A 25,618-nucleotide genomic window follows, 5' to 3' on the forward strand; every position below is an offset into this window, starting at 1 on the left:
TTGCGCGCCCTGCTTACTTGCCCATCGCCTTGTCGACGTACACGGTGGTCACGAACGCGCCGTAGTCGGGCTTCACTTCCTGCACACGGCCCTGTTCCTTGAGGAAGGCCGCCGTGCCCGCCATCGCCTTGGCCGCGCCGCCGCCCAGCCACGTGGGCGAGACCTGCTCGGCCATGGTCGGGAAGGTGTAGAGCGCCATGGCTGCGCTCACGTCCTTCGGGTCGGCCTTTGTCCACTTGGCCATCGCTTTCGTCTGTGGCGAGTCGGGTGTCCAGCTCTTGCCGGTGGCCTTGTATTCCTCGTTCGCGCGGTTCAGTGCTTTCACGAACGCGATCATGAAAGGCTCGTTGGCCGCGGCCCACTTGGCGTTGACGACGATGCCCTCGAAGGTCGGCGCGCCGCGCTTGCCGATGCTGCCGGAGGTGGCGATGGTTTTCCCCGTGCCCTTGATCTTGGAGAGCACCGGGTCCCAGATGAAGGTGGCGTCGATGTCGCCGCGCTCCCAGGCGGCGGCGATTTCCGGCGGGCGCATGTTCATCACGTTGACGCTCTTGGGATCGACGCCGTCCATCTTCATGCCGGCCATGAGCTGGTAGTGCGCGGTCGAGACGAACGGCGTGGCCACCTTCTTGCCGGCCAGGTCCTTCATGCTGTTGATGCCCGACGCGTTGCGGGCGATGAGCGCCTCGGCGTTGGCGATGTCGGCCGAGATCCAGAAGAGCTTGATGTCCTGACCCTGGCTGGCTGCGGCGGTGAGCGGGCTGGAGCCGGTTTCGCCCATCTGCACGTCGCCTGAAGCCATCGCGCGGATGACGTCGCCGCCGCCGGAGAACATGCGCCAGTTGATCTTGTAGCCGGTGGCTTTTTCGACCTCGCCGGATTCCATGACCAGGCGCAGCGGGACGAGCATGTCCTGGTGGGCGAAGGTGAGTTCCTTGGTCTGTGCGTTCGACATGCCGCACAGGGTGAGGGCGGCGGACAGGATGGCGAGTTGGAGGGGGAGACGGCGGGACGGGGTCATCGGGTTTCTCCGGTAGATAGATGAATCTCGCAGCGACTTTGCACCCAACGCCTCTGGCCAGGAAGTACCAGCGAGGTTGCGGGGATGGAGCCAGCTTGTCCGTGAATACCCTTGTTCTGGTGCATATGGCACTCAGACGGGGCGTCTGGGCCTTTCCTTCGCTCCCCGCGGCCTGGGGTTTGATGAGGGATGTGCTTTCTTTTGCCTTCTGAGGCCGGGTCTCGGCCCGGCGGCCGACCTACTTTTCTTTGCTTCGCCAAAGAAAAGTAGGCAAAAGAAAGGCGACCCTGCTGTCTGCGTCCCTACGCTTCGCTTCGGGCAACCTGCGGTGCTCACGTTTCGCGGGGTCTCGCCCAAACTCGCTTCGCTCAGACAAGGGCGAGCCCTGATCCGCGAAACGCTCCGCTCCTCGGCGCATACAGAAGGGATTTGGGAACCGGCATGCCATCGCTGCGCTCGGCGGCTCAATGCTTTACGGGCCTTTGCTTCGCTCGGCCACCGTGCCCTCACCCCAGCCCTCTCCCAAGGGAGAGGGAGCAAGTCCCCGCCGAGCGAAGCAAAGGCCCGATTGCAAGCCGAGCGAAGCAATGGCCCGTTCGTCTCCCCCTCCCCTCTGGCTGCGCCGAGGAGCGCAGCGTTTCGCGGATCAGGGATCGCAGCTGTTTGAGCGAAGGCGAGTTCTGCGAGACCCCGCGAAACGCGAGCACCGCAGGTTGCCCGCAGCGAAGCGAAGGGTCGCAGACAGTGGGGTCGCCTTTTCTTTGGCTACTTTCTTTTGGCGAAGCAAAAGAAAGTAGCTCGCCCGCCGGGGCGAGACCCGGCCTCGGAAAGAAAACCAGATCAATGCGACCGAAGCCCAGCGGCTCTTTTCTCTCCACGCGCCAAAGCCAACTCTTCCACCGCCATCCCCAAAGCCCGAATCCCAGCCGGAATCTGAGAAGCAGCAATAGAAGACAACCGCAGCCGAAAGAACGGACAAGGATACGGAGGCCGAGCAAAGAACACATCACCCGCCTCGATCAGCACACCATGGTTGCGAGCCATGAGAGACAACTCGTTCGCATCAACCCAAGTAGGCGCCTGCACCCAAATCGAAGCCCCTCCCGAAGGCAGCCGAAACTCAAAATCCGGCAAGTGATCCCGCAGCGCCTGCGCAGCAATCGCCAGCCGCTCCTGCATCGCATGGTTCACCCGCCGCGCATGCGACTCGTGATGCCCCAACGAAAGAAACAACGCATAAGCGTGCTGCAAAAACGCACTCGGATGCCGCACCATCGCATGCCGAATCAACCGCAATTCCTTGATCAACGCCCGAGGCGCCACGATGAACCCCAGCCGCAAAGCAGGCGACAGGCTCTTCGACACAGACCCCACATAGATCACCCGCCCCGTCTTGTCGAGACTCTTCAACGCAGGCATCGGCGCCCCTTCGTACAGGTTCTCCGCCTCGTAGTCGTCCTCGATGATCACGAAGTCCTGCAGCTCGGCCTTGCGCAGCAGCCACTGCCGCCGCTCCAGGCTCAGCGTCGCGGTCGTCGGGCTCTGGTGCGAGGGCGTGACGAACAGGTAGTCGGCGGCGGGCAGCGCATCGACCACGAGGCCGTCTTCATCGACATCGACCTCCACCCACTTGGGCTGCCGCAGCGAGAAGCTGTTGCGTGCGTGCGGATGGCCGGGCTCTTCCAGCCCCACGCGCGTTTGCTCGTCGAACAACGCCTCGGCCAGCAGGTAGTACGCGTGCTGCGCGCCCATGGTGACGAGGATCTCCTCCTTCAGCGCGAACACGCCGCGCCTGGGCAGCAAGCGCGTGCGGATCTGCTCGATGAGGTCGGGCACATCGTCGGTTTCAAAGTCGGGCGTCCAGTGCGGCAATTGCGAGCGCGCCAGGCTGCGCGCGCAGCATTCGCGGAAGTCCTCGGTCGGAAAGAGCTGCGGGTCGTAGTTGCCGTAGACAAAAGGGTACGGGTAGTCGCGCCACCGGTCCGGCTTGGAGAGCGTGGGCTTGTCGACCAGCGAGCGCAGCACGCGACCCGACCAGTCGGGCGGCTGGCTCGCCTGGCCGCTGCGGCCGACCAGCGGCTCGGCATGCACGGCGGAGAGCGGGCGCGCGTTGTGCGCCACGAACACGCCGCTGCGCGGGCGCGCCTCCAGAAAACCTTCGTCGATCAGTTGCAGGTACGCCGAGGTAACGGTGTTGCGGCTCAGCCCGAGCAGCGCCGCCAGTTCGCGCGACGAGGGCAGCGGCGCACCGGGCGCGAGGTGCTCTTCGAGGATCGCCTGCACCACCGCGGTTCGCAGGCGCGCCTGCAACGGCAGCGCCGGTTGGTCGGGCAGCTCGAAAAGCTGCGCCCACTGGGTGGATCGCGGGTTCGGGGGCATGGTGCGCCGCAGTTTAGGGCAGGCATCCGCTGGCGTGGCGCTTTGGCGACCTTCTGGCTCGGTCGAATCCCCCCATCTGGACCTATCGCGCCGGCACCCCGCTGCCTAGGCTTGTGCCATTCATTTTTCCGTCCGGAGTTCCCGCGTGACCGACCAGTCTTCCTCTTCAGTGACCACCGACACCCTCGCCGCCTTCAGCGACGCCTGGAACCGCCACGACATCGACGCACTGATGAGCTTCATGACGCCGGACTGCATCTTCCAGACCGCTGCAGGCCCGGATGCCTGCGGCGCCCGCCATGTGGGCACAGAAGCCGTGCGCAAGGCCTTCGCGGGCGCCTGGCAGGCGGTGCCCGATGCGCAGTGGATCAACGGCCAGCACTTCGTGCATGGCGACTTCGGCACCTCGCAATGGACCTTCACCGGCACCGCCGCCGACGGCAGCCGCGTCGAGACCGACGGCATCGACGTCTTCACCTTCAGGGACGGAAAGATCCACCTGAAGAACGTGTTCCGCAAGGCCCGGCCGAACCTGCCCGCGGCGAAGTAGCTGGCCGGCAACGACGCGCCCTTCTCACCTGGAGCCCTCTCATGACCATCGCAGCAGGGACCACCCGATTCACCAGTGACGCCAGCGCCGCGACCATCGACGGCGCCGCCCCCATGCAACCGCCTCAAGACCCGTTCCGCCCCTACGACCCGCAATACGACCCGCTGCTCGCGGCCGACCCCGGCGCCGGCCGCGCCTACGCGCCCACCTGGTGGGTGGCGAGCGCCGGCACGCCGCCCGAAGACGACGGTCCCTTGTTGAACGACATCGACGTGGACGTGGCCATCATCGGCTCGGGCGCCACGGGCATGGCCACGGCGCTCTACCTCGCAGAGGAGCACGGCATCCAGGCCACGGTGCTCGAGGCCAACCAGGCCGCGTGGGGGTGCTCCAGCCGCAGCGGCGGACAGGGCCAGAACGCGAGCGGGCGGCTCAAGCGCTCGCAGTGGATCGAGCGCTGGGGCCTGGACACAGCGAAGAAGCTCGATGCCGAGATCCGCAGGGGCTTCGAGAATTTCCGCCACCTCACGACGCAGATCGACTGCGATGCCTTCGACGGCGGCCATCTCTACCTGGCGCACCGGCCCGAGAAGCTCGTCGGCCTCGAAGCCGAGGCCCGCCTGATGCGCGAGACCTTCGGCTACGCCACCCGCATGATGGGCACCGAGGAGCTGCGGCGCGACTACTGCGACGAGCGCGAGGCCAAGGGCGCGATGTTCGAGGCCGAGGGCGTGGGCATCCATCCGCTGAAGTTCACCTTCGGCCTGATGCGCCGGGCCCGCGCGCTGGGCGTGACGGTGCACACCTCGAGCCCGGTACAGGGCTGGCACACCATCGACGGCGTGCACCACCTGCGCACGCCCGCCGGCACGGTGCGCGCGCGCCGCGTGGCGGTGTGCACCGGCGGCTACACGGGGCAGGCACTGAGCCCGATGCTGAAGAACCGGATCATGCCGATCCTCTCGAATTCGGTGGTGACGCGGCCGCTCAGCGATGCAGAGCTGGCGGCGACCAACTTCAAGTCGCGCACCTTCCTCACGGACACGCGCACGCTGCGCTTCTACTACCGGCTGCTCAAAGGCAACCGGCTGCAGATCGGCAGCCGCAGCGCGGTGAGCGGCGCGGACGCCGAAGACCCGGTGCACCTGAAGCTGCTGACCGATGCAATCGCGCGCAAGTTTCCGCCGCTCACCGACATCCGTATCGACTACTCGTGGTGGGGCTGGGTCGACATGAGCCACGACATGATGCCGCGCATCACGCAGCCCGACGCGGCCAAGAAGATCTGGTACGCGGTGGGCTACGGCGGCAACGGCGTGTCGTTCTCGACCTGGGCAGGGAAGCGGCTGGCCGAGCGCGTGGCGGGCAAGGACGCGGGCAAGGATGTGTTCGAGCTGCCGATCTACCGCTCGCCGCTGCCGTTCCCGAATGTGATGGGGCTGGTGGAGTCGCGCGCGTTCGCGCCGTTCCGGCGCATCGGGCAACGCGCGCTCTACAAGTGGTATTGGCTGCGCGATGAGAAATAGTTGACTGAAGGCACTGGCCGGGTCGTGTTGCAATCCGGTGCATGACGACGAATTCTTCTTCCTCTCTCCTCATCCGCCCACCGGTACCCGAAGACTACGCAGGCTGGAAGCCGCTCTGGGACGGCTACAACGCCTTCTATGGGCGCGAAGGTCCGACCGCATTGCCCGACGAGATCACGCAGGTCACGTGGCAGCGCTTCTTCGATGTGTACGAGCCGGTGCATGCGCTCGTCGCGGAGCGCGACGGCCAGTTGGTGGGGCTCACGCATTACCTCTTTCACCGGAGCATGACGCGCATCGAGCCGACCTGCTACCTGTCGGACCTTTTCACGCTGTCATCAGAACGCGGCCAGGGCGTGGGCAGGCAATTGATCGAAGGCGTGTACGCGCATGTGAAGCGCGTGGGCGGCCACCGCGTCTACTGGCAGACGCATGTGACCAACACGGCTGGGCGCACGCTTTACGACAAGGTGGCCACGCACGACGGGTTCATCGTGTACGGCACGCTGGTCTGAAGCCTCGGGCTACGACAGCGACGATGCGGCCTGCAGCATCGCGCCCATCTTCTCGTGGATCAGGTTCACGGCCTTCAGGGGCCGCAGCATCACCTTGAACTCGGTGATCCTGCCCGCGTCGTTCCACTTGATCATGTCGACGCCGTTGACGGAAATGCCGTCGATCTCGACCTCGAATTCGAGCACCGCATCGCGCTCGCCCTTGAGCTCGCGCACGTAGCGGAAGGTCTCATTGAAGAAGACATGGAAGGCCGCGCCCAGGTACTTGGCGGTGATGGCCTTGCCCAGCTGCGGCTTGTGCACCACGGGCGAGAGGAAGACGGCGTTGTCGTCCAGCAGGGCATCGAGGCCCTTCGCGTCATGCGATTTCACGAGCCGGTGCCAGGTGGCGAGGGTGTCGATCGACATCAAGGGTCTCCTCATGCAGTGATGCTCGGGAGTCTAGTCGCAGGCCCCCGCCTCCACCCTCTGCGGCAGGTTCAGATCGCCTGCGACGGCATCCGCCCCAGCAGCTTGTCGAGCGTGACCGGGTAGTCGCGCACCCGCACGCCCGTCGCGTTGTAGATGGCGTTCGCGACCGCTGCGCCGACACCGCAGATGCCGAGCTCGCCCACGCCCTTGGCCTTCATAGGCGAAGACATCGGGTCGGTCTCGTCCAGGAAGATGACCTCCTGGTGCGGAATGTCGGCATGCACCGGCACCTCGTAGCCGGCCAGGTCGTGGTTGACGAAGAAGCCGATGCGCTTGTCGACCGCAAGCTCTTCCATCAGCGCCGCGCCCACGCCCATCGTCATGCCGCCGATGACCTGGCTGCGCGCCGACTTGGGGTTCAGGATGCGCCCTGCCGCGCACACGGCGAGCATGCGCCGCACGCGCACCTCGGCGGTGTAGGCGTCCACGGCCACCTCGACGAAATGCGCGCCGAAGGTGGACTGCTGGTATTGCTTGGTGAGGTCGCCGAATTCCATCGTGTCCTCGACCACGAGGCCGCCCTCGCCTGCCACCGAGGCAAGCGACACGTTGCGCCCACCGGCGCGAACCATGCCGTCCGCAAAGCTCGCCGTGGCCGCATCGAGCCCCGCGCGTTGCGCCACGGCCTCGCGCAGCTTCACGCAGGCCGCGTACACGCCCGCGGTCGCGCTGTTCGCGCCCCACTGCCCGCCCGAGCCCGCGGACACCGGGAACGACGAGTCACCGAGCCGCACCACCACCTTCTCGATCGGCACGCCCAGCATCTCGGCCGCGGTCTGCGCAATGATGGTGTAGCTGCCCGTGCCGATGTCCGTCATGTCGGTTTCCACCGTGACGACGCCGCGCCCGTCGAGCCGCACGCGGGCGCCCGATTTCATGACCTGGTTGTTGCGAAAGGCAGCGGCCAGGCCGGTGCCGATCCACCAGCGGCCCTCGCGCCGCTGCGCGGGTTTCGCGTTGCGCTGCGCCCATTCGAAGCGCTGCGCGCCGGTGCGCAGGCACTCGATGAGGCGGCGCTGCGAGAAGCGGCGGCTCGGGTTCGCGGGGTCCACCTGCGTATCGTTGAGCACGCGCAATTCCACCGGGTCCATGCCGAGCTTCTCGGCCAGTTCGTCGATGGCGATCTCCAGCGCCATGAGGCCCGGCGCTTCGCCCGGCGCGCGCATCGCGTTGCCTTCGGGCAGGTCGAGCGATGCGAGGCGGGTGCCCGTCAGGCGGTTCTCGCCCGCATAGAGCAACTGCGTCTGCTGCACCGCGTTCTCGGGCTTGCCGCCGACGAGGTTGCCCGACCAGCTCTCGTGCCCAATGGCGGTGATCTTCCCCTGCCGCGTGGCGCCGATGCGGATGCGCTGGATGGTCGCGGGCCGGTGCGTGGTGTTGTTGGCCACCAGCGGCCGCTGCAGCGCCACCTTCACCGGACGCCGCGCGATGCGGGCGCCGACCGCCGCCAGCAGCGTGTCGGCGCGCAGGAAGAGCTTGGCGCCGAAGCCGCCGCCGATGAACGGCGAGACCAGGCGCACGTTGTCCTTCGGAATGCCCAACGTGGCCGCAAGGTCGGTGCGGGTCCAGTCGATCATCTGGTTGGAGGTCCACACCACCACCTTGTCACCGCGCCATGCGGCGGTGCTGGCCATCGGCTCCATCATCGCGTGCGAGTGGTCGGGCGTGGTGTAGGTCTCGTCCAGCTTCACCTCGGCCTTGCCGAAGGCGCCCGCGAAATCGCCGACGGTCTTGTTGCTGTCGGTGGTGCGCTTGTCGGTCGATGCCTTCGCGCCGGCGAGGTCGAAGTCGCCTTCGGCGCGGGCGTACTCCACGCGCAGCAACTGCGCGGCGGCGCGCGCCTGCTCGAAGGTCTCGGCCACCACGAGCGCAACGGCCTGGTGGTAGTGCTCGACCATCGGGCCGGCCAGGAGCCGCGCGGTGTTGAAGTTGCCCTTGCCGAGCTTGCCCGCGTTCTCGGCTGTGACGATGGCAATCACGCCGGGCGCGGCCTTGGCACGGCCCTGGTCTATGGCGACGATGCGCCCCTTGGCGATGGCCGCGCCGACGATGTAGCCGTAGGCCGCATCGGGCGCGACGTCGTGGCGCTCGTAGGCATAGGGCGCGGTGCCCGTGGTCTTGAGCGCGCCGTCGATGCGGTCCAGCGGCTGGCCGATCACCTTGAGCTGGTCGATCGGGTTGGTGGTGGCGGGTGTGTCGAATTTCATCGCTCAGCTCCTGGCTTCTTTGGCATCTGCCAGCACCGCATCGAGGGTGCGTTCGACCAGCGTCACCTTGAAGGCGTTCTGCTCGGTCGGTTGGGCGCCGGCCAGCAGCACGGCGGTGGTGGCGGCCGCGCCGCGGGGCAGCTCGCGCTCGGCCGCCTCGACGCGCCACGGCCTGTGCGCCACGCCGCCGAGTGCGACGCGGCCCGAGCCGTCGCGCTGCACGATCGCAGCGACCGAGACCAGCGCGAACGCATACGACGCGCGGTCGCGCACCTTGTGATAGACGTGCTTGCCGCCGACGGGCGCCGGCAACGTCACTGCGGTGATGAGCTCGCCGGGCGCGAGCGCGGTCTCGACCTGCGGCGTGGCGCCGGGCAGCCTGTGGAAATCGGCGATCGGGATGGTGCGCCGCGAACCGTCGGCGCGCACCGTCTCCACGCCCGCATCGAGCACGCGCATCGCGACGGCCATGTCGCTCGGCTGCGTGGCAATGCATGCGTCGCTCGCGCCGATCACCGCGTGCTGCCGGCTGAACCCGCCGATGGCCGAACAGCCGCTGCCGGGCTGGCGCTTGTTGCACGGCTGGTTGGTGTCGTAGAAGTATGGGCAGCGCGTGCGCTGCAGCAGGTTGCCCGCGGTGGTCGCCTTGTTGCGTAGTTGCGCCGAGGCGCCCGCGAGCAGGGCGCGCGAGAGCACGCCATAGTCGCGCCGCACGCGCTCGTTCGCGGCCAGGTCGGTGTTGCGCACCAGCGCGCCGATGCGCAGGCCGCCGTTCGGCGCGCTCTCGATCTTGTCGAAGCCCAGGCCGTTCACGTCGATCAGGTGGCCGGGCGTCTCGATCTCCAGCTTCATCAGGTCGAGCAGATTGGTGCCGCCTGCGATGAAGCGCGCGCCCGGTGTGCGTGCAGCGGCCGCAACGGCCTGCGCAGGCGACGTGGCCCGCTCGTAGGTAAAGGCTCTCATGCTTTCACCCCCGCCACGCCTGCCACCTCGGAGATGGCTTCGACGATGTTGCTGTAGGCGCCGCATCGACAGATGTTGCCGCTCATGCGCTCGCGAAATTCGACGGTCGAGAGCTGCGGCCTGGCCGTGAGGTCGGCGCTCACGTGGCTCGGAACGCCCTGCGCGATTTCGCCCAGCATGCCCACGGCCGAACAGATCTGCCCCGGCGTGCAATAGCCGCACTGATAGCCGTCGTGCTTGACGAACGCGGCCTGCATCGGATGCATGCGGCCGGGCGCGCCGAGGCCTTCGATGGTGGTCACCTTCGCGCCCTCGTGCATCACGGCGAGCGTGAGACACGCGTTGATGCGCCGGCCATCGAGCATGACGGTGCAGGCGCCGCACTGGCCGTGGTCGCAGCCCTTTTTCGTGCCGGAGAGATGCAGGTGCTCGCGCAGCGCATCGAGCAAGGTGGTGCGCGTGTCGAGCGACAGGCGCTGCGTCTTGCCGTTGAAGACGAGCGTCACGCGGGCAAGCGCCGTGCCGCCGGCCGCCGGGGCCGGCGCGGCCACCGCGGGGGCGCCGGTGAACGCGGGCACCGAGGCGGCCGCGGCGCCGGTCTTGAGCAGGCCGCGTCGGGAGATGGTGAATTTGTCGGGCGTCGTCGTGGTCATGTCGCTTTCGCTCCTTTTTCATCGGGGGATGCGCGCGCCGCAACGGGGGGCAAGTCCGCGCGCAGGGAAGAACGGCCGTCGCCCATGGCGCCGGCCCGTGAACTCACTTTAGGTTTCTGTCCGGCATGCGAATAGCCCCTCCAGCCTTGAAGGACTGGCAAGTTGCTCTTGATAATGAGTCCGCCGAAAGGAGCACACCATGCCCATCAACGAACTGCGTTCCATCGCCACCTTCGCCAAGACCGCCGAGCTCGGCAGCCTGCGGCAGGCGGCCGCGGCGCAAGGCATCACGCCGCAGGCGGCGAGTCAGGCGCTGGCCCAGCTGGAGCAGCACCTGGGCGTGCGGCTCTTTCACCGCACGACGCGCAGCCTGTCGCTCACCGACGAGGGCCGGCAGTTCCTGGAGGCCGCGCAGCCAGCGCTCGTGGGCCTGCAGCGCGCGTTGCACATGGCGCGGCAGGCCAAGGACGAGATCGCGGGGCCGTTGCGCATCGTGGGGCCGCGCTCGACCTTCGCGCCCGTGCTGTGGCCCCTGCTCGACGAGTTCTGCCGGGAGCATCCCGAGGTGCAGCCCGACGTGCAGCTGGACGACCGCATCGGCAACTGGGTGGAAGACCGCGTGGACGTGGGGTTTCGCGTGGGGCAGTCGACGGCCGAGGGCGTGATCGCGCGGCGGCTCTTCCCGTCGCAGCTCATCATCTGCGCGGCGCCGGCGTACCTCGCGCAGCATGGCGCGCCGGACAACCTGAACGCGCTCGCCGCGCACCGCTGCAGCGCCTTTCGCCACCCGGGCACCGGCCGGGTCCTGCCCTGGTACGTGAAGGTGGAAGACGCGCGGGTGGAGCACCACGTGGTGCCCGCGCTCTGCATCAACGACGAGGCGCTGGAAACCGAAGCCGTGCTGGCCGGCCACGTGCTCGGGCTGATGACCGGCGTGATCGCCGCAACCCACATCCGCGAGGGACGCCTGGTGCCGCTGCTGACGCGGCACGTGGACGACCACTCCAGCACCTTCGTGTACTACGGAAGCCGCGCCGCGCAACCTGCGCGGGCCAAGGCCTTCATCGACCTCGCAGTGCGGCGGCTGGTCGACAACACGGCCTATGTGCTCACGGCCAGGGAGTTGCACGCCGCCGAGGCCAGGGGGCGCAAGGCGTTCGCGAGACAGTGAGGTCATCGCAACGCCCTTGGCCCGCTGCATCAGTACTTGATGGTGACGCCAGCCTTCACGCCGTTGTTGGCCTTGCCGTCGGAGGTGACGCCGCCGTTGAACGACATGTTCCCGCCCGTGCTCCCGCCGAGCGAGTAGGTGGGACGTGGCATGGAGGTGTCGGTGCCGATGTAGGTGCCGCTGCCGTCGGGCCGCTGCACGCCGACGGTCGCGCCCTTGGTGTAGGCCGAGGTTTCGGTCGAGTTGACGTTGGGCGCCACGTAGACGGTGCCCTTCTCGCCGTTGTCGATGGGCACCTTCACCTCTTCCGCGGTGGCGAACGAAGACCACGCGACCACGCTCACGCCCACAAGGATCAGTTTGTTCATGGGGCGATCCTCACGACCGTGTAGCGAGATGCGTGTAGGACGGGAGGAAGCATGCCGGCCGGACATGTCGATCGATGATGGCCGCCGGCCGGTGTAGCCTCCGCGCGATGGACTCCCTGATCGCCGCCTCCGCACGCGCCCTCGCCGCCGGGGACGCGCTCGGCGCGCTCAAGCGGGTCGCGCTGCGCGACGATCCGCCCGCGCTGGCGCTGCGCGGCATCGCGATGGCGCAGCTCGGCGAACACCCGCGTGCCCGCGAACTGCTACGCCGCGCCGCGCGCGCCTTCGGCGCGCACGAAGAGCTCGCGCGTGCGCGCTGCATCGTCGCCGAGGCCGAAGTGGCGATGGCGATGCGCGATCTCGGCGGCACGCCACGCGCGCTCGCGGCAGCCGCGGCAAAGCTCGAAGCGCATGACGATTTCGCCAACGCGCGGCAGGCGCGGCTCATCGCGGCGCGCCGGCTGCTGCTGCTCGGCCGCCTCGACGAAGCCGCCGCCGCGCTGGCGATGCTCGATGGCCAGGCGCTGTCCCCACCGCTGGCGGCAGTGGCCGAGCTCACCGCGGCCGAGTTGGCGTTGCGCTCGCTGCGCATCGGCCCTGCGCGTGCGTCGCTTGCCCGTGCCCACGAAGCGGCCGGGCGCGCCCGCGTGCCGGCGCTCGCGGCCGAGGTGGCGGAAGCGTTGGCCGGGTTCGACCGCCCCGCCGCGCGACGGCTCTTTCCCGGCGGTGAGCAGGCGCTGCGGCTGGACGAGGTCGCCGCACTCCTGGCCTCGGACGCACTGGTGGTCGATGCCTGCCGTCGCGGTGTCGGCGCCGGCGGCGCATGGCGGCCGCTCGCGCGCCGGCCCGTGCTCTTCGCGCTGGCGCGTGCGCTCGCGGAAGCCTGGCCCGGCGACGTCGAGCGCGAAGCACTGATCGCCTACGCCTTCAACACCCGCTACCCCGATGAAACGCTGCGCGCGCGTCTGCGCGTCGAGATCGGCCGCCTGCGCGCGCTCGTGGCAGCGGAGGCCGGCATCGAGGCCACCACGCGTGGCTTCGTCCTCAAGCCGCGCGACGGGCGCGAGGTGGTGCTGCTGGCACCACCCATCGATGGCGAGCAGGCCTCGCTGGTGGCGCTGCTGTCCGACGGCGCAGCGTGGTCCACCTCGGCCCTCGCGCTCGCACTGGGCGCCAGCCAGCGCACGGTGCAGCGCGCACTCGCCGAACTGGAGGCCGAGGGTCGCGTGCGCGCCATCGGGCGGGCGCGGGCACAGCGCTGGCTCGCGCCGCCGCTCGCGGGATTCACGACGATCTTGTTACTCCCCTCCGCGCTGCCGATTGCATAAAGTTGTCTCCAAGGCGCCGATCCGCGGTGCCTTCCCACAAGGAGCCAACGATGAGCAGCAAGAAAGACAGCAGCACCCAGCCCACCCCGCGCATGGCCGAGGTCGTGCGCGAGTACGGCCCCTTCGAAGGCGTCGACAAGGTCGGCGGCGTGACGCACGACGGCCAGCGCGTCTGGGCCGCCACAGGCGCCCGGCTGATCGCCTTCGACCCCGAGAGCGGCGAACAGACCCGCACACTGGACCGTGCCGCCGACGCAGGCACCGCCTTCGACGGCAAGCACCTCTACCAGATCGCCGAGGAGCGCATCGACAAGATCGACCCCGCCACCGGCGACGTGCTGAAGTCAATTCCCGCGCCCGGCCATGGTGCCGACTCGGGCCTCACCTGGGCCGAGGGCAGCCTCTGGGTGGGCCAGTACCGCGACCGCAAGATCCACCAGATCGACCCTGCCACCGGCGCGGTGTTGCGCACCATCGAATCGAACCGCTTCGTGACCGGCGTGACCTGGGTCGACGGCGAGCTCTGGCATGCCACCTGGGAAGGCGACGAGAGCGAGTTGCGCCACATCGATCCCCAGAGCGGCGCCGTCCTCGAACGGCTGGAAATGCCGCGCGGCGTGAACATCAGCGGGCTCGAGTCCGATGGCGCCGATCTCTTCTATTGCGGTGGCGGCGGCACCGGAAAAGTTCGCGCCGTGCGCCGTCCGAAATCCGCCAGGGCCTGAATGGTCCATCGACCTCAAGGAGAACACACCATGAACACCGCCGTGGCAGAAACGAACAGCCTGAAGAACCACCCCGTCGTGTCGAAAGACCAATGGCTGGCCCAGCGCAAGGCGCTGCTGGCGCGCGAGAAAGAGCTCACGCACCTGCGCGACGAGATCGCCCGCGAGCGCCGCGCCTTGCCGTGGACGCGCGTCGCGAAGCACTACACCTTCGACACCGCCGAAGGCCCGCGCCAGCTCGCCGACCTCTTCGAAGGCCGCCGCCAATTGGTGGTGCAGCACTTCATGCTCGGCCCGGAGTGGGAGCAAGGCTGCCCGAGCTGCTCGTACATGGCCGATCACATCGCCGGCATGAAAGTGCACCTGGAACATCGCGACGTGACGATGTTGGTCGTCTCGCGCGCGCCGCTGGCCGAGATCGAGCGCTTTCGCCAACGCATGGGCTGGCAGTTCAAGTGGGTGTCGGCATACGACAGCGACTTCAACTACGACTTCGGCGTGAGCTTCAAGCCGCAGGAATGGGCCGAGGGCAAGGGCGAGGTCTACTACAACTACAGCGTGCGGCCCTTCCCCGCGCAGGAGGCGCCCGGCGTCAGCGTGTTCTACAGGGACGACGCGGGCGAGGTCTTCCACACCTACTCGACCTACGAGCGCGGGGTCGAAGTGATGATGGGAACGTACAACCTGCTCGACCTTGTGCCGAAGGGGCGCGACGAGCACAACCCGGTCTACTCGATGGATTGGGTGCGGCACCACGACCGGTACGAGCCGGCGCCGGCAACGGCGAAGGCGGCATCGGGTTCGTGCTGCCACGGCGGCGACTGACCTCGTGGAGATGTCGTGGCCGGCGCAGACCTTTGGCCATGGCTCGCGGTCGCGGGGGTCGGAGCCCTTCACGGGCTGAACCCCGCCACCGGCTGGATGCTGGCTGCCGCGTGGGGCGTGCGCTCGGGAGATCGGGCACAGGCGTTGCGGGCGTTGATGCCGATCGCGGTCGGGCATGTGGCATCGATTGCGCTGGTGGCGGGTGCGGTGGCGCTTGGCCTCGCGATGGACCGCGGGGTGATGCAGGTGCTTGCGGGTGCACTGTTCGTTGCAACCGCGGCGCTTCACCTCTGGGGCCGCACGCCCAAGCTCGCGCGTGCGCCGGCAGGGCATGCCGGGCTGGCGCTCTGGTCTTTCATGATGTCTACCGCGCACGGTGCGGGGTTGATGCTGGTGCCTGCGTTGATTCCGCTGTGCATGGGGGACGGGGCCGGCAAACAGATCGCCGCATCTGATTCACTGATGCTGGCGTTCGCGGCGGTCGGTGTTCACACGGCGGCGATGCTCGCTGTCACGGGCTTGATCACCAGCGGGGTTTGCCGTGGCTTCGATGCGTGTGCGTGCTGGCTGCGGAGCATCAAACGGACGTCGCCTCCAGTCTGAAGTCGGCAAACGCCGACCACTCAGCTCGCTGCGGGACGCAGCTTTGCTCCAGCCAGTCGCAGCCAAAGCCAGATGCATACGGAAGTGAAGCTCCACCAGACCACGAACGTCAACACAGCGAGCAGGTTCGTATGTGCACCTTGACTCTCTCGTCCAAATACGAAGGCTGCGGCTTCTGGCGGCAAAACGGAGGACTTGATGAACATCGCGGGGGCGACGGCGGTATGCCAAAGAAACTCCAGCAGGTGGCTCGAAGACCCTGCGATGAATGCCGTGCACAGCCAGACCGCAGTGGTCGACAGTCCAAGCCCCAACGCAAGCGCGGCCCGTTTCATTGCGCAGCGATGTTCGAGTCAACCAAGCCCGAATCTCCGCCACCACGACTTGCGCGGCATTGAAGTCCCAACTTCACTCGAAGTGTGAACAGGCTCTGCAGCCGCGGGGGGAGCACGCGGCCAGTCCTGCAGCTGATCCATTTCGAAATATCCCCTCGTAAAGGGTTTGAAATGCTGATCCGGTCCGAACTGAACTCGAAGAGGACGCAATAGCTCTTCCAGATCAACCTCCGACTCCGGGGTATCGAAGGCACGAATCGTTTCACCGTTGAGCAGATGAGTGCCGAGATTTATGCAGGTCCCTCCAAAGCATTCGACGTCGACGTAAACGAACAGGTCTTCGGCGAATTGATTGGAAATGACCTTCAGTACCTCGCGCGCTTCGTGTATCTGGTCAAGTACGTGCAGGTATTCATCCTCTCCCGCCATGGGGTGCAGGTCATCTTCGCAGGGGAATCGGACGATGAGGCCATCCAGGGCCTCGTACTCGTGTTTGATCTCGCAATAGGGCAAAAGTCTGGAGACCACCTCGCTGCACTCACGGGCGTTGGTCAGGAAGCCGCGAAAGATATAGCCCACGGGTGTCCTCCGATTGGTCGATTCTGCTTACGTATTGACGAGGCTATCTCACGCCGCCTTCGGCTCCGGCAATACCGCCGTCAACGCAAAGTCGATGAGCCGCAGCCACGTCTCTTCGAGCCCCATGATGTTGTAGTGGTCCGACCCCGGAACGGTCTCCACGGACACCGGCGTCGGCCATGCCGCGATGAGTTTTTCGGAGCGCTCCGGCAGCACCACATCGTCGCGTTCGGCCAGCAGCACCTGGGTCTTGGCCGCGACCTCCGCGCAATGCGTGAGGGAGTCGAAGCGGTTGCGCAGCAGCAGCGACAGCGGCACGAGCGGAAAGCGCTTCTTCGCCACCTCCAGCATCGAGTCGTAGGGTGTCACCAGCTGCAGGCTCTCGAACGGCTGCCGCGCCACGAGCTGGATGGCCACGCCCGTGCCGAGGCTGCGGCCGACGACGTGCAGGCGCGCGTTGGGGAAGGCACGGCGCAGGTGCTTGGCGAACTGCGCGCCGTCTTCGACGGAGGCGATTTCCGAAGGGTGCCCTTCCGAGTCGGCCACGCCGCGGTAGTTGATCGCGGCGAAGCCGAAGCCTTCCGGCAGCCAGTGAAGCGTCTGCGCGGTGGCGCGAACGTCTTCGCTGCGGCCCGCGAAATAGATGAACAGGTCCTGCACCGCGTCTTCGCCCTGCGGGTGGTAGACATAGCCGCGGACCATGCCGCCCGGCACCGTGTGCGAGTAGGTGGAAAAGTCATCCGACAGCTGGACGACCGGGTGCTTGCGGGCATTGAAGAGGATGTGCCCCTGCCGCGTGGCAAGGAGGGTCCAGTAGGCGGCGAGGCTGCCGATGGCGGCAGCCGAAGCGGAGAGTGCGATGCGGGCGACTTTGGCTTTGGATAGCAAGATTTTTTTCCTGAGCGGCGAGGCAGGTGGCGCGGGGCCTGTGTTTGTGCGGTGCCCTAGTTTCGCCTCGTTCCTGGGTACGGTTGTGTCAGGATTTAGTTCCCCGGCGGGTGGGGCGTTTTCCTCTTCCTTCGCCTGCCGATGGCACCCGACCCGGCAGCTTTCACGATGCGGCGGAACGTGGGGCACTCCATATGGCTCGACGCGGGGCACACGGCCGCGTGGCGCAGGCCGTCACGCATGGCACTCAGCTTGCGAATGGTCCGGTCGAGCTCATCGGCCTTGGCCGCGAGCATCTGCCGGTCGATGCGCGGCGAGCCCTCCGGTGCGAACATGCGGGCAATTTCATCGAGCGAAAAGCCGGCGGCGCGGCCTACGGTGATGAGCGCCAATCGCTCCACCACGCCGGGGTCGAACAGGCGGCGCAGCCCGCGCCGGCCGGTCGAGACGATCAGCCCCTTCTCGTCGTAGAACCGCAGCGTCGAGGCCGGAATGCCCGATTGCTGCGCCACCTCGGCAATGTCCAGATGCTGCACCGCTTGACCTCAAGTCAACTTGAAGTTGCACAGTCTAGCTTTCGCCTCTTTTCCGGAGGCATGCAAAGGACCGACACCATGAATGCCACGCAAACGAGCCCCAACGAACAGGCCGCGCTCTGGAACGGACGCGCCGGCCGTGCCTGGATCGACGGACAGGCGACGCTTGACCGGATGTTCATCCGGTTCGAAGACCTGCTCGCCGACACGGTGCGCGCCACGTCTGCGCGGCGGGTGCTCGACGTCGGCTGCGGCACGGGCAGCACCACGCTGGCAGCGGTGCGGGCGGCTGGCGCGCAGGGCAACTGCCTCGGCGTCGACATCTCGGAGCCGATGGTCGCCGTTGCCCGCACACGCGCCGCGCAGCAAGGCGCGACGGCCCGTTTCATCGCCGCCGACGTCCAGACCCACGCCTTCGAGCCCGCGAGTTTCGACCTCGTCATTTCGCGTTTCGGCGTGATGTTCTTCGGCGACCCCGTGGCCGCCTTCGCGAACCTGCGCCGTGCGGCAAGCGCCAATGCACGGCTGCAGGTCATCGCATGGCGAAGCGCCGCGGAGAACCCCTACATGACCGCCGCCGAACGCGCAGCGGCACCGCTGCTGCCGAACCTGCCGGTGCGTCAGCCCGGTGCACCGGGGCAGTTCGCCTTCGCGGACCGGGATCGGGTCGCCTCCATCCTGCAGGAGAGCGGCTGGGGCGAGATCGACATCCAGCCGATCGACGTGGCTTGCACCTATCCCGAGAAGGATCTGGTCGGCTATTTCACGCGGCTCGGCGCCGTCGGCCAGGTTCTCGAGGACATGGACGAAGCGACGCGCCGGCGGGTCATCGGCACCGTGCGTGCGGCCTTCGATCCGTTCGTGCATGGCGACGAAGTGCGCTTCACGGCCGCCTGCTGGATGATCGCGGCGACGGCTACTCCGCCGCCCTGCCCTGCATCTGCGCCTTGAAGCCGCGGTTGTTCTCGAAGGCCACGTTCACCCGCTGGCCGTCGAAGCGCAGGGTGTACATCGTCACCTCGTCTTCGCCCAGCACGCGCGAGTCGATGCGAAAGCTCTGCGCGTCGAGCCAGTTGCCCTTGACTGCAACGGGCGCGTTGGGCGCTTTGTCGTTGATGCGGAAAAGGCCATCGAGCCCGATCGGTCCTGCGAGCGGCTGCGCGGTGGCGCCGGGGTCCTTGCCGTCGAACACGATCTCGTAGCTCGGCGTTGCGGCCTTCAGGTCGAGCACCAGGCTCTTGATGCCCAGCATGTTGCGATCGAACTGCCAGACCTTGCCGGACACCGTGGCCGCGAGCTCGGGTGCGGGCGTGACAGCGCTCGGCTTCTCGATGGCCGCATCGCGGATGCGGTCCGCCAGCTGCGCTTCTGCGGCGCTGTCCGCGGGAAGCGGCTGTGCCGAGCGTGCGGCGGCGACGATCATGTCGATGAACGGCGCCATCGGGAAGTTGCGCCGGCTCGTGGTCACGGCGACCACGTCGACCTCGGGCAGCACGACGATCAGTTGTCGGTTGTAGCCCGCCGCGATGTAGGCGCGCTTTTCCGGAATGGTCCACCAGCCATTGGCGTAGCTGTAGGCCGGCTTCGCACCGAAGCCCATGTCGACGGAAGCGCTGAACACCTTTTCCACCCATTCGGCAGGCAGCAGTTGCCGGCCCGCCCACTGGCCCTTGCGCAGGTAGAGGTAGCCGATCTTGGCCATGTCGCGCGGCTGCAAGTAAAGGCCGAAGCCGCCGGCCTCGATACCCTGCGGGTCCTTGATCCAGCGCACGTCGCTGATGCCCAGCGGCGCGAACAACCGCTTCTGCGCATAGGCCAGCGTGCTGCCACCGGTCTTCTTCGCGACGATGGCCGACAGCAGGTGCGAGTTGCCGCTGTTGTAGTTGAAGCCGGCACCGGGCGCCTGCGCCATCGGGCGGTCGAGCACGAAGCCCTGCCAGTCGCGGCTGCGGCGCAGCTGGATCAGGCTCTCGGGCACGCTGGCATCGAGCTTCTCCTTCCAGTCGAGGCCCGAGGTCTGGTCGAGCAGGTTCCCGAGGGTGATCGATTTCTTGGCGGCATCGGCGTTGGCCACCGTGCGATCGGCAAAAAACTCGAGCACGGGCTGGTCGCGCGAGGCCAGCAAGCCATCCTGCATGGCCATGCCCGTGAGCGTGCCGACGACAGCCTTGGTGACCGAGTTGACCGTGTGCTTGAGGCCCGCGCGGTACGGCGCGTAGTAGGCCTCGGCGACCAGCTTGCCGTGGCGCGTGATGAGGATGCTGTCCAGGCCGTTCGCCTCGCCGCGTTCGACCAGCTTGGCGAGCGCCGCCGAGTCCATGCCCTGCGCCTCGGGCGTGCTCGTGGCCCAGCCTGCGGTGGGCCATGCGGCGGGCTCGTCGGCCAGCGCGGCCTTGAGCGGCAAGGCTGCGAACAGCAATGCGATTGCGAGGTGGGCCAGTGAAGAATTGGTCTTTCCATGCACGCGCATCGCCGGTCTCCTCAGTTGTTTGGCGCCGATCATATCGACGCGCCACATGCCCGGCCTCGGGCCATCGCCATGCGCGCAGTCAGCCCGACCGGTCGCGGCCGTGTCCGGTCAATGCCGGGATTCGTTGCAACGCCTCAGTTCGGTGCAAGCGGCGTCGAACTGTACGTAGTACGCATCGATGAACGCTTCCTCGTCAGCCGCCATGTCGAGCAGCACCGAGAGCACGCCGATTTTCTGCGTGCGGGCAAAGGCCGCGAGGTCTTCGATCGCGGTCTCGTGCACGTCTTCCAACGCATCGAGAGAGCCCGCGTTCCTCACGGCGTAGTCGAGGGCCCACATGCAATAGATCGCATGCTCGGATGGCGAGAGCGATGCATCGCCCTGCTCCGCCCGCTTCTCGATGATTTCGTCGCCTGCTTCGAGCAACCAGGTTTCCATGTCGTCCATATCGCCAGCGGTACTCATGACGTCATTTGTCCTTCCTGTCGACGGCCAGGGACAGCGCGATGCCGAGCGCGAGCCCGATGCCGATCCCCATGCCGATGTTGTCGATCACCAGGCCGATGGCGACGCCCACGGCCAGGCCCGTTCCGATGCCCAGGCTCTTGCGTTTCATCGGGGCAGTTTATTCACCGATGCCGCGCGCAAGACGTGTTCTTTGGCAACAGGCCCTTGCTCCCAAGGGCCATGGACACCCATGCAACCCGCTAGAGCTCCTGCTCGGGAATGAACGGCGCCAGCAGGCGCAATCGCAAGCGTTGCCACGCGGTGGTCTCGGGCGGCACGTCATACACCGTCTGCTTGCCGTCGTCGTCTTCCTCCACCCATTCGACGCTCTGGCCGTCGGCACCCAGGCGCAGCGTGTAGGCGCTGCCGGCATCCGCAAAGCTTTCCAGCTGCCGCGCCATTTCCTCGCTCTGGATGATGATGCCCAGTTCGGTGTTGAGCCTCGCGGAGCGCGGGTCGAGGTTCATCGAGCCGAGGAACACCTCCTTGTGGTCGAGGATCGCGTTCTTCATGTGCAGCGCGCCGGTGCGGTGCCCGAAGACGCCCAGCTTGCGGCGCTTGACGCTCAGCGAGGGACTGATCTCGTAGATGGTGACGCCCGCGGCCAGCAGTTCCTTGATGTGCGGCCAGTAGCCCACGTAGACCGAGGGCTCGTCGGTCGATGCGAGCGAGTTGGTCACCAGCTCCACGCCAAGGCCGGCCTTGCGCGCGCGCACGAGATTCGCCACGGCCTCCTCGCTCGGCACGAAGTACGGCGAGACCATCTTGATGTTCTTGTCGGCCGTCATGAGCCACCGGATGACGCCTTCGGTGACGGTGCCCTTGATCGAGCCTTCGCGCTCGTTGAGCCCCTGCGTCTTCGTGAGTGGATCGAACAGCACCCGCGCGTTGGCCCACAGCAGCGGGCTCAGCTGGCCGTTCGCCAGCTCGAACGGAAGATTGAGCATGGGCACGAGTTCGAGCGGCACCAGGGGCGGATCGTCCGCGCTCGGATGGAGCGGCCTGCCGTCCAGCGGCATCTGGGCTGCTTCGGGCGGCTTGGCGGCCGCGGTCTGGCGTTCGAAGTTGTCCTGCAGTTGCGCGCGGTTCAGCGTGCTGTGCGCGATGCGCTCCAGCGGGTACACGACCTCGCTGTTCCAGTAGTGGTCGAACTCGGCGGAGAGGTCGCGCACCACCGGCCCCGCCACGAAGGTGTCCATGTCGATGAAGTTGCTGCCTTCTGCGTTCATCACGTATTCGTCGGCCATGTTGCGGCCACCGGCCACGGCCGCGACGTTGTCGGCCACGAAGAGCTTGTTGTGCATGCGCCGGTTGACGCGGCGGAACTCGAAGCCCGAGCTGATGAAGCGGGTGACAAGGCTGCTTCGGCCGCCGGGGAACGGATTGAACAGGCGCACCTCGACGTTGGGATAGCTGGCCAGGCCGAGCAGCAGGTCGTCCTCGCCGGAGGTGTAGAGGTCATCGACCAGCAGGCGCACGCGAACGCCGCGCGCCGCGGCATCGCGCATGGCGCGCATCAGCGCGCGGCCGGTGTTGTCGCCCTGCAGCAGGTAGTACTGCACGTCGAGGCTGCGGGTGGCGAGCTTCGTCAGCTCGATGCGGGTCGCGAATGAATTGGGGCCGTAGGGTTGGAGACGGAAGCCCGAGCGGCCGTCGGTGGGGAGCACCTTTTGCGTGATGGCGCCCAGGGGCGTCTGCGCGTAGTCGCCGATGGCGTTGGTCGGCGGTGTGGCGATCTGCGGCGGCAGGCTGGAACACGCCGCGAGCGCGACGGCGAAGCCGAGCGCCAAGACCGAGCGAAACACCGATCGGGCGAAGCTTCGCGGCACTGCGGCCTCGCCGGCAGACGCGAGCAACCCCGGAAGCATTCTGATCCCCATACTTTTGTTTCCTGCGGCGCGATCAAGGCGTTCCACCCGTTCGCAGAACGGGGCGAGGCGACAGTGTCGTCCAGAAAACTTCCGGAACGCTGACCATCCGGTCCACCCGGACGGCCAGCGTTACCGGCATGCGTAGCTGGCAGCCGCGAAAGCATCGCCCGACTGATAGGTCGCCTTGAGTGGATAGACGCAGAACGGCTGGCTCTTTGCGGGTGCAGTGCTCGTTGCCGCACTCGTCACATCGACGCGCCCGGGCTCGATGCCCTTTTCGACCCAGTCGGTCAGCATCGCGTACTTGAGCGCCTCGCTCGGAACCGGTGGGTTCGCGTCGGCGTTGACGGTCCCGTTCGTTCCGTAGTGGCCCATTCCGGGAACGAGATAGAGCTTGTAGAAAGAATTGGCCGCCGCGAATGTGTCGGCGGGCGGCGACTTCAACGCGGCATTGAGTTGATTCGCGACGGCCGTGTAGTACTGGAGCACCCCCTGATGCGGAATCAGGTCGTCCGACTGTCCGACGAAGGTGATGAGCTTTCCGCCACGCGCCTGGAACGCTGTCAGGTCCGGGTTGTCCGTGTTGATGTTGCCGAACGCGGCTTGCAGAGCAATCCCTCGATCGAAGGTGGCGCCGAGATCGGCGTAGGTGAGGTTTTTCCAGCCATCGGCGCCGTTGCCCGTGGCATTGAGAAAACTCGGGGTTGCGAACGTGGGGTCCTGCCGAATGAGCGCGATCGTGTCCGTTGCCAGGGTCTGCGGATTCACCGGTCCCAGGATGGCACCGCCGCCGAATGGCGAAGTCGCCAGCGTCGCGCCACGCGGATAGCCGTACCACAGGCGCGGCCCTGCGAGGCCCACGGCGTATCCCGTGTCCGTCGCGGGAGCGGGCACCGAGCCATCGCGCGTGGGCCCGTACCAGACCTTGACGAGGCTGCGTGCCTGCGCGCTCGAAACGCAGGTGGTGGCATCTGTATTGCTGCCTCCGCTGCCGGTGCAAAGCACTTGCGGATCCTGCTGAGGGTCGTAGGCGCACTGGGAAGGGTCGATCAGGTAGCCCAGATGTTTTCCGCCGACCATGTCGCATGCATTGAGCGCCGCAGCAGACACCGCGTTGACCTGCGCGATGCTCATGGCGACACCGCCCAAATCGCGCTGCGTGATCAGTTGGCCATAGAGCGTGGCGGTGTTGAACCTCGTCCAGTGGATGGCCGGCGAGCTGGCGATGATTCCATCGAAATCGCCGGGATACGCCTGTGCCTGCTTGAGCCCCTGGCGCCCTCCGGTCGAGCTGCCGTGCCAGTAGGTGTATTTCGCGTCCGCGCCGTAGTACGCCTTGGCGAGCGCCTTGGTCTTGAGCGTCATGTCATGGATGCCGCGTTCGGAGAACTCGGACCACCCCACAGTGTTCACGGTTCCATCGGCATTCATCAGGAAGTCGCCGTTCGACATCGTGTGCCCTGTATCGGTCGTTGCGGATACGGCGCCCTCCACGCCAGCCACGTCCCAGGGGCTGGCGAGCGGACTGAACGAGATCGCGTTCGGGGAGGTCTGGGTTCCACCCGCCCAACCAGTGCCGCCGATCAAATGGATCTTCCTGTTCCAGGCGACCTTGGCAGGCAGCCATATTTCGATCCCGATCCCGGCGGTGGTGGAAGGTGCGTCCGAAGGTCCGGCATGCCCCGGCCCCACGATCAGCTTCACCAGGCACAGGTCGCTTTGCGCAATGGGCGTTGCCGGCGTTGCAGTGCCGGAAAGCAGGAGCGGGTCGCCCTTCCTGAAGGTCCTGGCCAGAAGGACCGAAGTGTTCGCATCCGGCGCAAAGCCGGTTTTCATCGAGTCGTCGCATGCGAGGTCTTGCGCGCCGGATGTGTCGGTCGGAGGCGGCGCGGGAGGCAAGACCAGGCCGAGCGCCGAACCGGCATCCCCACTTCCTCCGCATGCCGTCAGCCCCGCAAGCACGAGTCCGGCAGCCAGGAAATGCCATCGATTGCAACGACGATACCGCGCACTGGTCATTGTGTTTTCTCCGAGTTCTTGTTCGGCGGGCAGACATTGCACGACCGCGCGGCGCGATCGAGCGCCGCGGGTCGATTTCAATGGGCGAGCGCAAGCCGGTCTTGCCTGTTCGACTCACTTTTGAACAAACGACCCTCAGCAAAAACACTAGAGTGGCGCAGTTGCCATGTCGGCTCGCCGACCTTCTGGAGGAAACATGGTCTTCAAGCTGAGTCGCACTGCCCTGGACGATGCAACGCGAAATCGCGAGAACGCGAGTCTTCTTGCGCCCTCGTTGACTGCCGCCTGGAATGGCCTGCCCTTCGCGTGGGTCGGCACCCCCGAGGGGGCCTGGACAAGCAGCTTCACCACGATCGCGCCGACGCTCTCGATGATCGAATCCGGCACCCTCACCTCGCGCATGACCGTTGGCGGTCGCGAGCACGACCTCAATGCAGGCGTCGGTGCCTTCACGCTGTTCAACGCGGAAACGCGCATCCGGGTGAACCAGGTCGATTGCCGGGATGCCCGCCGGCTGCTGCTTCCGCTCGACCTGACCGCACTCGAACACCAGGGCCTGGCGCAAGAAGACCTGCCCGTGAATCTTCGACAGTCCGTCGAGTTCCACGATCCTTCCCTGGCCGCCGTGCTGCGGGCGATGCTGCGCGAAGTCCGGCTCGGCTGCCCCAACGGGCCTCTTTATGCCGAGTCGTTGAGTTGTGGCGTGCTGGCCCACCTGATCCGGAGCCGCGGGCAGGCGCCGGTGCGCGAGCGCGGGACATTGACGGAATGGCAATGGTCGCGGCTGAACGAACTCATCGCGGAAAAGCCGATGAGCGAACTGACGCTCACGGCGCTATCGACGAGCGTGGGCATGAGCAAGTCGCAGTTCGTCCGCATCTTCAGGAAGTCCACGGGAACCTCGCCGCACCAGTTCATCATTCGCAGGCAACTGGAGGTCGCGCGCGGGCTGATGCGCTCGTCGAACGCCGCGTTGGTGGACGTGGTGGCGCAAGCGGGGTTTGCGAGCCAGAGCCACTTCACGCGCCTGTTCCGGGACACCTACGGCATCACGCCCGGAGAGTTCCGGCGAAAAAAATCCGGCGGTGCCCTGCCCCGTTGATTCGCC

General features: G+C 66.9%; 26 protein-coding genes. 10 read left to right on the plus strand and 16 right to left on the minus strand.

What is annotated here, in order from left to right; translation table 11 throughout:
* Nucleotides 1-13: 13 nt before the first annotated feature.
* A complete protein-coding gene (gene tauA, locus GNX71_RS24205) occupies nucleotides 14-1,021 on the minus strand; it encodes a taurine ABC transporter substrate-binding protein (protein WP_206174773.1) in 1,008 nt (335 codons plus the stop codon).
* A gap of 840 nt (nucleotides 1,022-1,861) precedes the next feature.
* The gene (locus tag GNX71_RS24210) at nucleotides 1,862-3,400 is read right to left on the minus strand and encodes a PLP-dependent aminotransferase family protein (protein WP_206174774.1); all 1,539 of its coding nucleotides are present in this window, start codon (nucleotides 3,398-3,400) and stop codon (nucleotides 1,862-1,864) included.
* A 145-nt stretch (nucleotides 3,401-3,545) separates the two neighbouring features.
* On the opposite strand from GNX71_RS24210, the gene GNX71_RS24215 reads away from it, so the two are divergent.
* From GNX71_RS24215 to GNX71_RS24225, 3 genes are all read left to right on the plus strand, one after another.
* Complete coding sequence (locus GNX71_RS24215; RefSeq protein ID WP_206174775.1) at nucleotides 3,546-3,950, plus strand: nuclear transport factor 2 family protein; 405 nt, start codon at nucleotides 3,546-3,548, stop codon at nucleotides 3,948-3,950.
* 113 nt (nucleotides 3,951-4,063) lie between these two features.
* A complete protein-coding gene (locus GNX71_RS24220; RefSeq protein WP_206179647.1) occupies nucleotides 4,064-5,476 on the plus strand; it encodes an FAD-dependent oxidoreductase in 1,413 nt (470 codons plus the stop codon).
* A 41-nt stretch (nucleotides 5,477-5,517) separates the two neighbouring features.
* Nucleotides 5,518-5,991: a GNAT family N-acetyltransferase gene (locus GNX71_RS24225; protein ID WP_206174776.1), complete on the plus strand. Its 474-nt coding sequence runs from the start codon at nucleotides 5,518-5,520 to the stop codon at nucleotides 5,989-5,991.
* 9 nt (nucleotides 5,992-6,000) lie between these two features.
* On the opposite strand, the gene GNX71_RS24230 is transcribed toward GNX71_RS24225, so the two are convergent.
* From GNX71_RS24230 to paoA, 4 genes are all read right to left on the minus strand, one after another.
* On the minus strand, nucleotides 6,001-6,399 hold the full coding sequence (locus GNX71_RS24230) for a nuclear transport factor 2 family protein (protein ID WP_206174777.1): 399 nt from the start codon (nucleotides 6,397-6,399) through the stop codon (nucleotides 6,001-6,003).
* Nucleotides 6,400-6,470: 71 nt separating this feature from the next.
* Complete coding sequence (gene paoC / locus GNX71_RS24235; RefSeq protein ID WP_206174778.1) at nucleotides 6,471-8,669, minus strand: aldehyde oxidoreductase molybdenum-binding subunit PaoC; 2,199 nt, start codon at nucleotides 8,667-8,669, stop codon at nucleotides 6,471-6,473.
* A 3-nt stretch (nucleotides 8,670-8,672) separates the two neighbouring features.
* On the minus strand, nucleotides 8,673-9,632 hold the full coding sequence (locus GNX71_RS24240; RefSeq protein WP_206174779.1) for a xanthine dehydrogenase family protein subunit M: 960 nt from the start codon (nucleotides 9,630-9,632) through the stop codon (nucleotides 8,673-8,675).
* Nucleotides 9,629-10,285, minus strand: coding sequence for an aldehyde dehydrogenase iron-sulfur subunit PaoA (gene paoA / locus GNX71_RS24245; protein WP_206174780.1), 657 nt, complete (start codon nucleotides 10,283-10,285; stop codon nucleotides 9,629-9,631). Before paoA ends, GNX71_RS24240 begins: the two co-directional genes overlap by 4 nt.
* Nucleotides 10,286-10,484: 199 nt before the next feature.
* On the opposite strand from paoA, the gene GNX71_RS24250 reads away from it, so the two are divergent.
* Complete coding sequence (locus GNX71_RS24250) at nucleotides 10,485-11,456, plus strand: LysR family transcriptional regulator (protein ID WP_206174781.1); 972 nt, start codon at nucleotides 10,485-10,487, stop codon at nucleotides 11,454-11,456.
* 29 nt (nucleotides 11,457-11,485) lie between these two features.
* Here GNX71_RS24250 and GNX71_RS24255 read toward each other — a convergent pair whose 3' ends face one another.
* Nucleotides 11,486-11,824 carry a hypothetical protein gene (locus GNX71_RS24255; protein WP_206174782.1) on the minus strand — a complete coding sequence of 113 codons (339 nt, stop codon included), beginning with the start codon at nucleotides 11,822-11,824 and terminating at the stop codon, nucleotides 11,486-11,488.
* Nucleotides 11,825-11,931: 107 nt separating this feature from the next.
* Between GNX71_RS24255 and GNX71_RS24260 the strand changes: the two genes are divergently transcribed.
* From GNX71_RS24260 to GNX71_RS24275, 4 genes are read left to right on the plus strand one after another with little or no spacing between them, the layout of a single operon-like run.
* Nucleotides 11,932-13,152: a helix-turn-helix domain-containing protein gene (locus GNX71_RS24260; RefSeq protein WP_206174783.1), complete on the plus strand. Its 1,221-nt coding sequence runs from the start codon at nucleotides 11,932-11,934 to the stop codon at nucleotides 13,150-13,152.
* Nucleotides 13,153-13,202: 50 nt separating this feature from the next.
* Nucleotides 13,203-13,877, plus strand: a complete 675-nt coding sequence (locus tag GNX71_RS24265; RefSeq protein ID WP_206174784.1) for a PQQ-binding-like beta-propeller repeat protein — start codon at nucleotides 13,203-13,205, stop codon at nucleotides 13,875-13,877.
* A gap of 30 nt (nucleotides 13,878-13,907) precedes the next feature.
* Nucleotides 13,908-14,702 (plus strand): DUF899 domain-containing protein, encoded by a 795-nt coding sequence (locus GNX71_RS24270; protein ID WP_206174785.1) that lies wholly within the window; start codon nucleotides 13,908-13,910, stop codon nucleotides 14,700-14,702.
* A 15-nt stretch (nucleotides 14,703-14,717) separates the two neighbouring features.
* Entirely contained in the window at nucleotides 14,718-15,305 is a 588-nt protein-coding gene (locus tag GNX71_RS24275; protein ID WP_206174786.1) for a hypothetical protein, read from the plus strand.
* Between the two features lie 20 nt (nucleotides 15,306-15,325).
* On the opposite strand, the gene GNX71_RS24280 is transcribed toward GNX71_RS24275, so the two are convergent.
* The 4 genes from GNX71_RS24280 to GNX71_RS24295 form a co-directional block, all read right to left on the minus strand.
* The gene (locus GNX71_RS24280) at nucleotides 15,326-15,640 is read right to left on the minus strand and encodes a hypothetical protein (protein ID WP_206174787.1); all 315 of its coding nucleotides are present in this window, start codon (nucleotides 15,638-15,640) and stop codon (nucleotides 15,326-15,328) included.
* 18 nt (nucleotides 15,641-15,658) lie between these two features.
* On the minus strand, nucleotides 15,659-16,219 hold the full coding sequence (locus tag GNX71_RS24285) for a hypothetical protein (RefSeq protein ID WP_206174788.1): 561 nt from the start codon (nucleotides 16,217-16,219) through the stop codon (nucleotides 15,659-15,661).
* A 48-nt stretch (nucleotides 16,220-16,267) separates the two neighbouring features.
* Entirely contained in the window at nucleotides 16,268-17,107 is an 840-nt protein-coding gene (locus tag GNX71_RS24290) for an alpha/beta hydrolase (RefSeq protein WP_206174789.1), read from the minus strand.
* Nucleotides 17,108-17,202: 95 nt separating this feature from the next.
* Entirely contained in the window at nucleotides 17,203-17,643 is a 441-nt protein-coding gene (locus GNX71_RS24295; protein WP_206174790.1) for a helix-turn-helix domain-containing protein, read from the minus strand.
* A 78-nt stretch (nucleotides 17,644-17,721) separates the two neighbouring features.
* On the opposite strand from GNX71_RS24295, the gene GNX71_RS24300 reads away from it, so the two are divergent.
* On the plus strand, nucleotides 17,722-18,594 hold the full coding sequence (locus tag GNX71_RS24300; RefSeq protein ID WP_206174791.1) for a class I SAM-dependent methyltransferase: 873 nt from the start codon (nucleotides 17,722-17,724) through the stop codon (nucleotides 18,592-18,594).
* Here GNX71_RS24300 and GNX71_RS24305 read toward each other — a convergent pair.
* The 5 genes from GNX71_RS24305 to GNX71_RS24325 form a co-directional block, all read right to left on the minus strand.
* On the minus strand, nucleotides 18,560-20,113 hold the full coding sequence (locus GNX71_RS24305) for a serine hydrolase (protein WP_241027039.1): 1,554 nt from the start codon (nucleotides 20,111-20,113) through the stop codon (nucleotides 18,560-18,562). The genes GNX71_RS24300 and GNX71_RS24305 overlap by 35 nt on opposite strands.
* 108 nt (nucleotides 20,114-20,221) lie before the next feature.
* Entirely contained in the window at nucleotides 20,222-20,578 is a 357-nt protein-coding gene (locus tag GNX71_RS24310; protein ID WP_206174792.1) for a hypothetical protein, read from the minus strand.
* A gap of 4 nt (nucleotides 20,579-20,582) precedes the next feature.
* On the minus strand, nucleotides 20,583-20,729 hold the full coding sequence (locus tag GNX71_RS24315; protein WP_206174793.1) for a hypothetical protein: 147 nt from the start codon (nucleotides 20,727-20,729) through the stop codon (nucleotides 20,583-20,585).
* Between the two features lie 91 nt (nucleotides 20,730-20,820).
* Nucleotides 20,821-22,425, minus strand: a complete 1,605-nt coding sequence (locus GNX71_RS24320) for a phospholipase D family protein (protein ID WP_241027040.1) — start codon at nucleotides 22,423-22,425, stop codon at nucleotides 20,821-20,823.
* Between the two features lie 195 nt (nucleotides 22,426-22,620).
* On the minus strand, nucleotides 22,621-24,591 hold the full coding sequence (locus GNX71_RS24325) for a tannase/feruloyl esterase family alpha/beta hydrolase (RefSeq protein ID WP_241027041.1): 1,971 nt from the start codon (nucleotides 24,589-24,591) through the stop codon (nucleotides 22,621-22,623).
* A gap of 115 nt (nucleotides 24,592-24,706) precedes the next feature.
* Between GNX71_RS24325 and GNX71_RS24330 the strand changes: the two genes are divergently transcribed.
* Nucleotides 24,707-25,612, plus strand: a complete 906-nt coding sequence (locus GNX71_RS24330) for an AraC family transcriptional regulator (RefSeq protein ID WP_206174795.1) — start codon at nucleotides 24,707-24,709, stop codon at nucleotides 25,610-25,612.
* Nucleotides 25,613-25,618: the final 6 nt, after the last annotated feature.

The sequence above is a fragment of the Variovorax sp. RKNM96 genome (assembly GCF_017161115.1).
Lineage (GTDB): Bacteria > Pseudomonadota > Gammaproteobacteria > Burkholderiales > Burkholderiaceae_C > Variovorax.

Bases quoted from the DNA above. Each gene is read 5' to 3' on its own strand.
- tauA (WP_206174773.1), bottom strand. From the start codon at position 1,021: ATGACCCCGTCCCGCCGTCTCCCCCTCCAACTCGCCATCCTGTCCGCC.
- GNX71_RS24210 (WP_206174774.1), bottom strand. From the start codon at position 3,400: ATGCCCCCGAACCCGCGATCCACCCAGTGGGCGCAGCTTTTCGAGCTG.
- GNX71_RS24220 (WP_206179647.1), top strand. From the start codon at position 4,064: ATGCAACCGCCTCAAGACCCGTTCCGCCCCTACGACCCGCAATACGAC.
- GNX71_RS24225 (WP_206174776.1), top strand. From the start codon at position 5,518: ATGACGACGAATTCTTCTTCCTCTCTCCTCATCCGCCCACCGGTACCC.
- GNX71_RS24230 (WP_206174777.1), bottom strand. From the start codon at position 6,399: ATGTCGATCGACACCCTCGCCACCTGGCACCGGCTCGTGAAATCGCAT.
- paoC (WP_206174778.1), bottom strand. From the start codon at position 8,669: ATGAAATTCGACACACCCGCCACCACCAACCCGATCGACCAGCTCAAG.
- GNX71_RS24240 (WP_206174779.1), bottom strand. From the start codon at position 9,632: ATGAGAGCCTTTACCTACGAGCGGGCCACGTCGCCTGCGCAGGCCGTT.
- paoA (WP_206174780.1), bottom strand. From the start codon at position 10,285: ATGACCACGACGACGCCCGACAAATTCACCATCTCCCGACGCGGCCTG.
- GNX71_RS24250 (WP_206174781.1), top strand. From the start codon at position 10,485: ATGCCCATCAACGAACTGCGTTCCATCGCCACCTTCGCCAAGACCGCC.
- GNX71_RS24255 (WP_206174782.1), bottom strand. From the start codon at position 11,824: ATGAACAAACTGATCCTTGTGGGCGTGAGCGTGGTCGCGTGGTCTTCG.
- GNX71_RS24260 (WP_206174783.1), top strand. From the start codon at position 11,932: ATGGACTCCCTGATCGCCGCCTCCGCACGCGCCCTCGCCGCCGGGGAC.
- GNX71_RS24265 (WP_206174784.1), top strand. From the start codon at position 13,203: ATGAGCAGCAAGAAAGACAGCAGCACCCAGCCCACCCCGCGCATGGCC.
- GNX71_RS24270 (WP_206174785.1), top strand. From the start codon at position 13,908: ATGAACACCGCCGTGGCAGAAACGAACAGCCTGAAGAACCACCCCGTC.
- GNX71_RS24280 (WP_206174787.1), bottom strand. From the start codon at position 15,640: ATGAAACGGGCCGCGCTTGCGTTGGGGCTTGGACTGTCGACCACTGCG.
- GNX71_RS24300 (WP_206174791.1), top strand. From the start codon at position 17,722: ATGAATGCCACGCAAACGAGCCCCAACGAACAGGCCGCGCTCTGGAAC.
- GNX71_RS24305 (WP_241027039.1), bottom strand. From the start codon at position 20,113: ATGCGCGTGCATGGAAAGACCAATTCTTCACTGGCCCACCTCGCAATC.
- GNX71_RS24310 (WP_206174792.1), bottom strand. From the start codon at position 20,578: ATGAGTACCGCTGGCGATATGGACGACATGGAAACCTGGTTGCTCGAA.
- GNX71_RS24315 (WP_206174793.1), bottom strand. From the start codon at position 20,729: ATGAAACGCAAGAGCCTGGGCATCGGAACGGGCCTGGCCGTGGGCGTC.
- GNX71_RS24330 (WP_206174795.1), top strand. From the start codon at position 24,707: ATGGTCTTCAAGCTGAGTCGCACTGCCCTGGACGATGCAACGCGAAAT.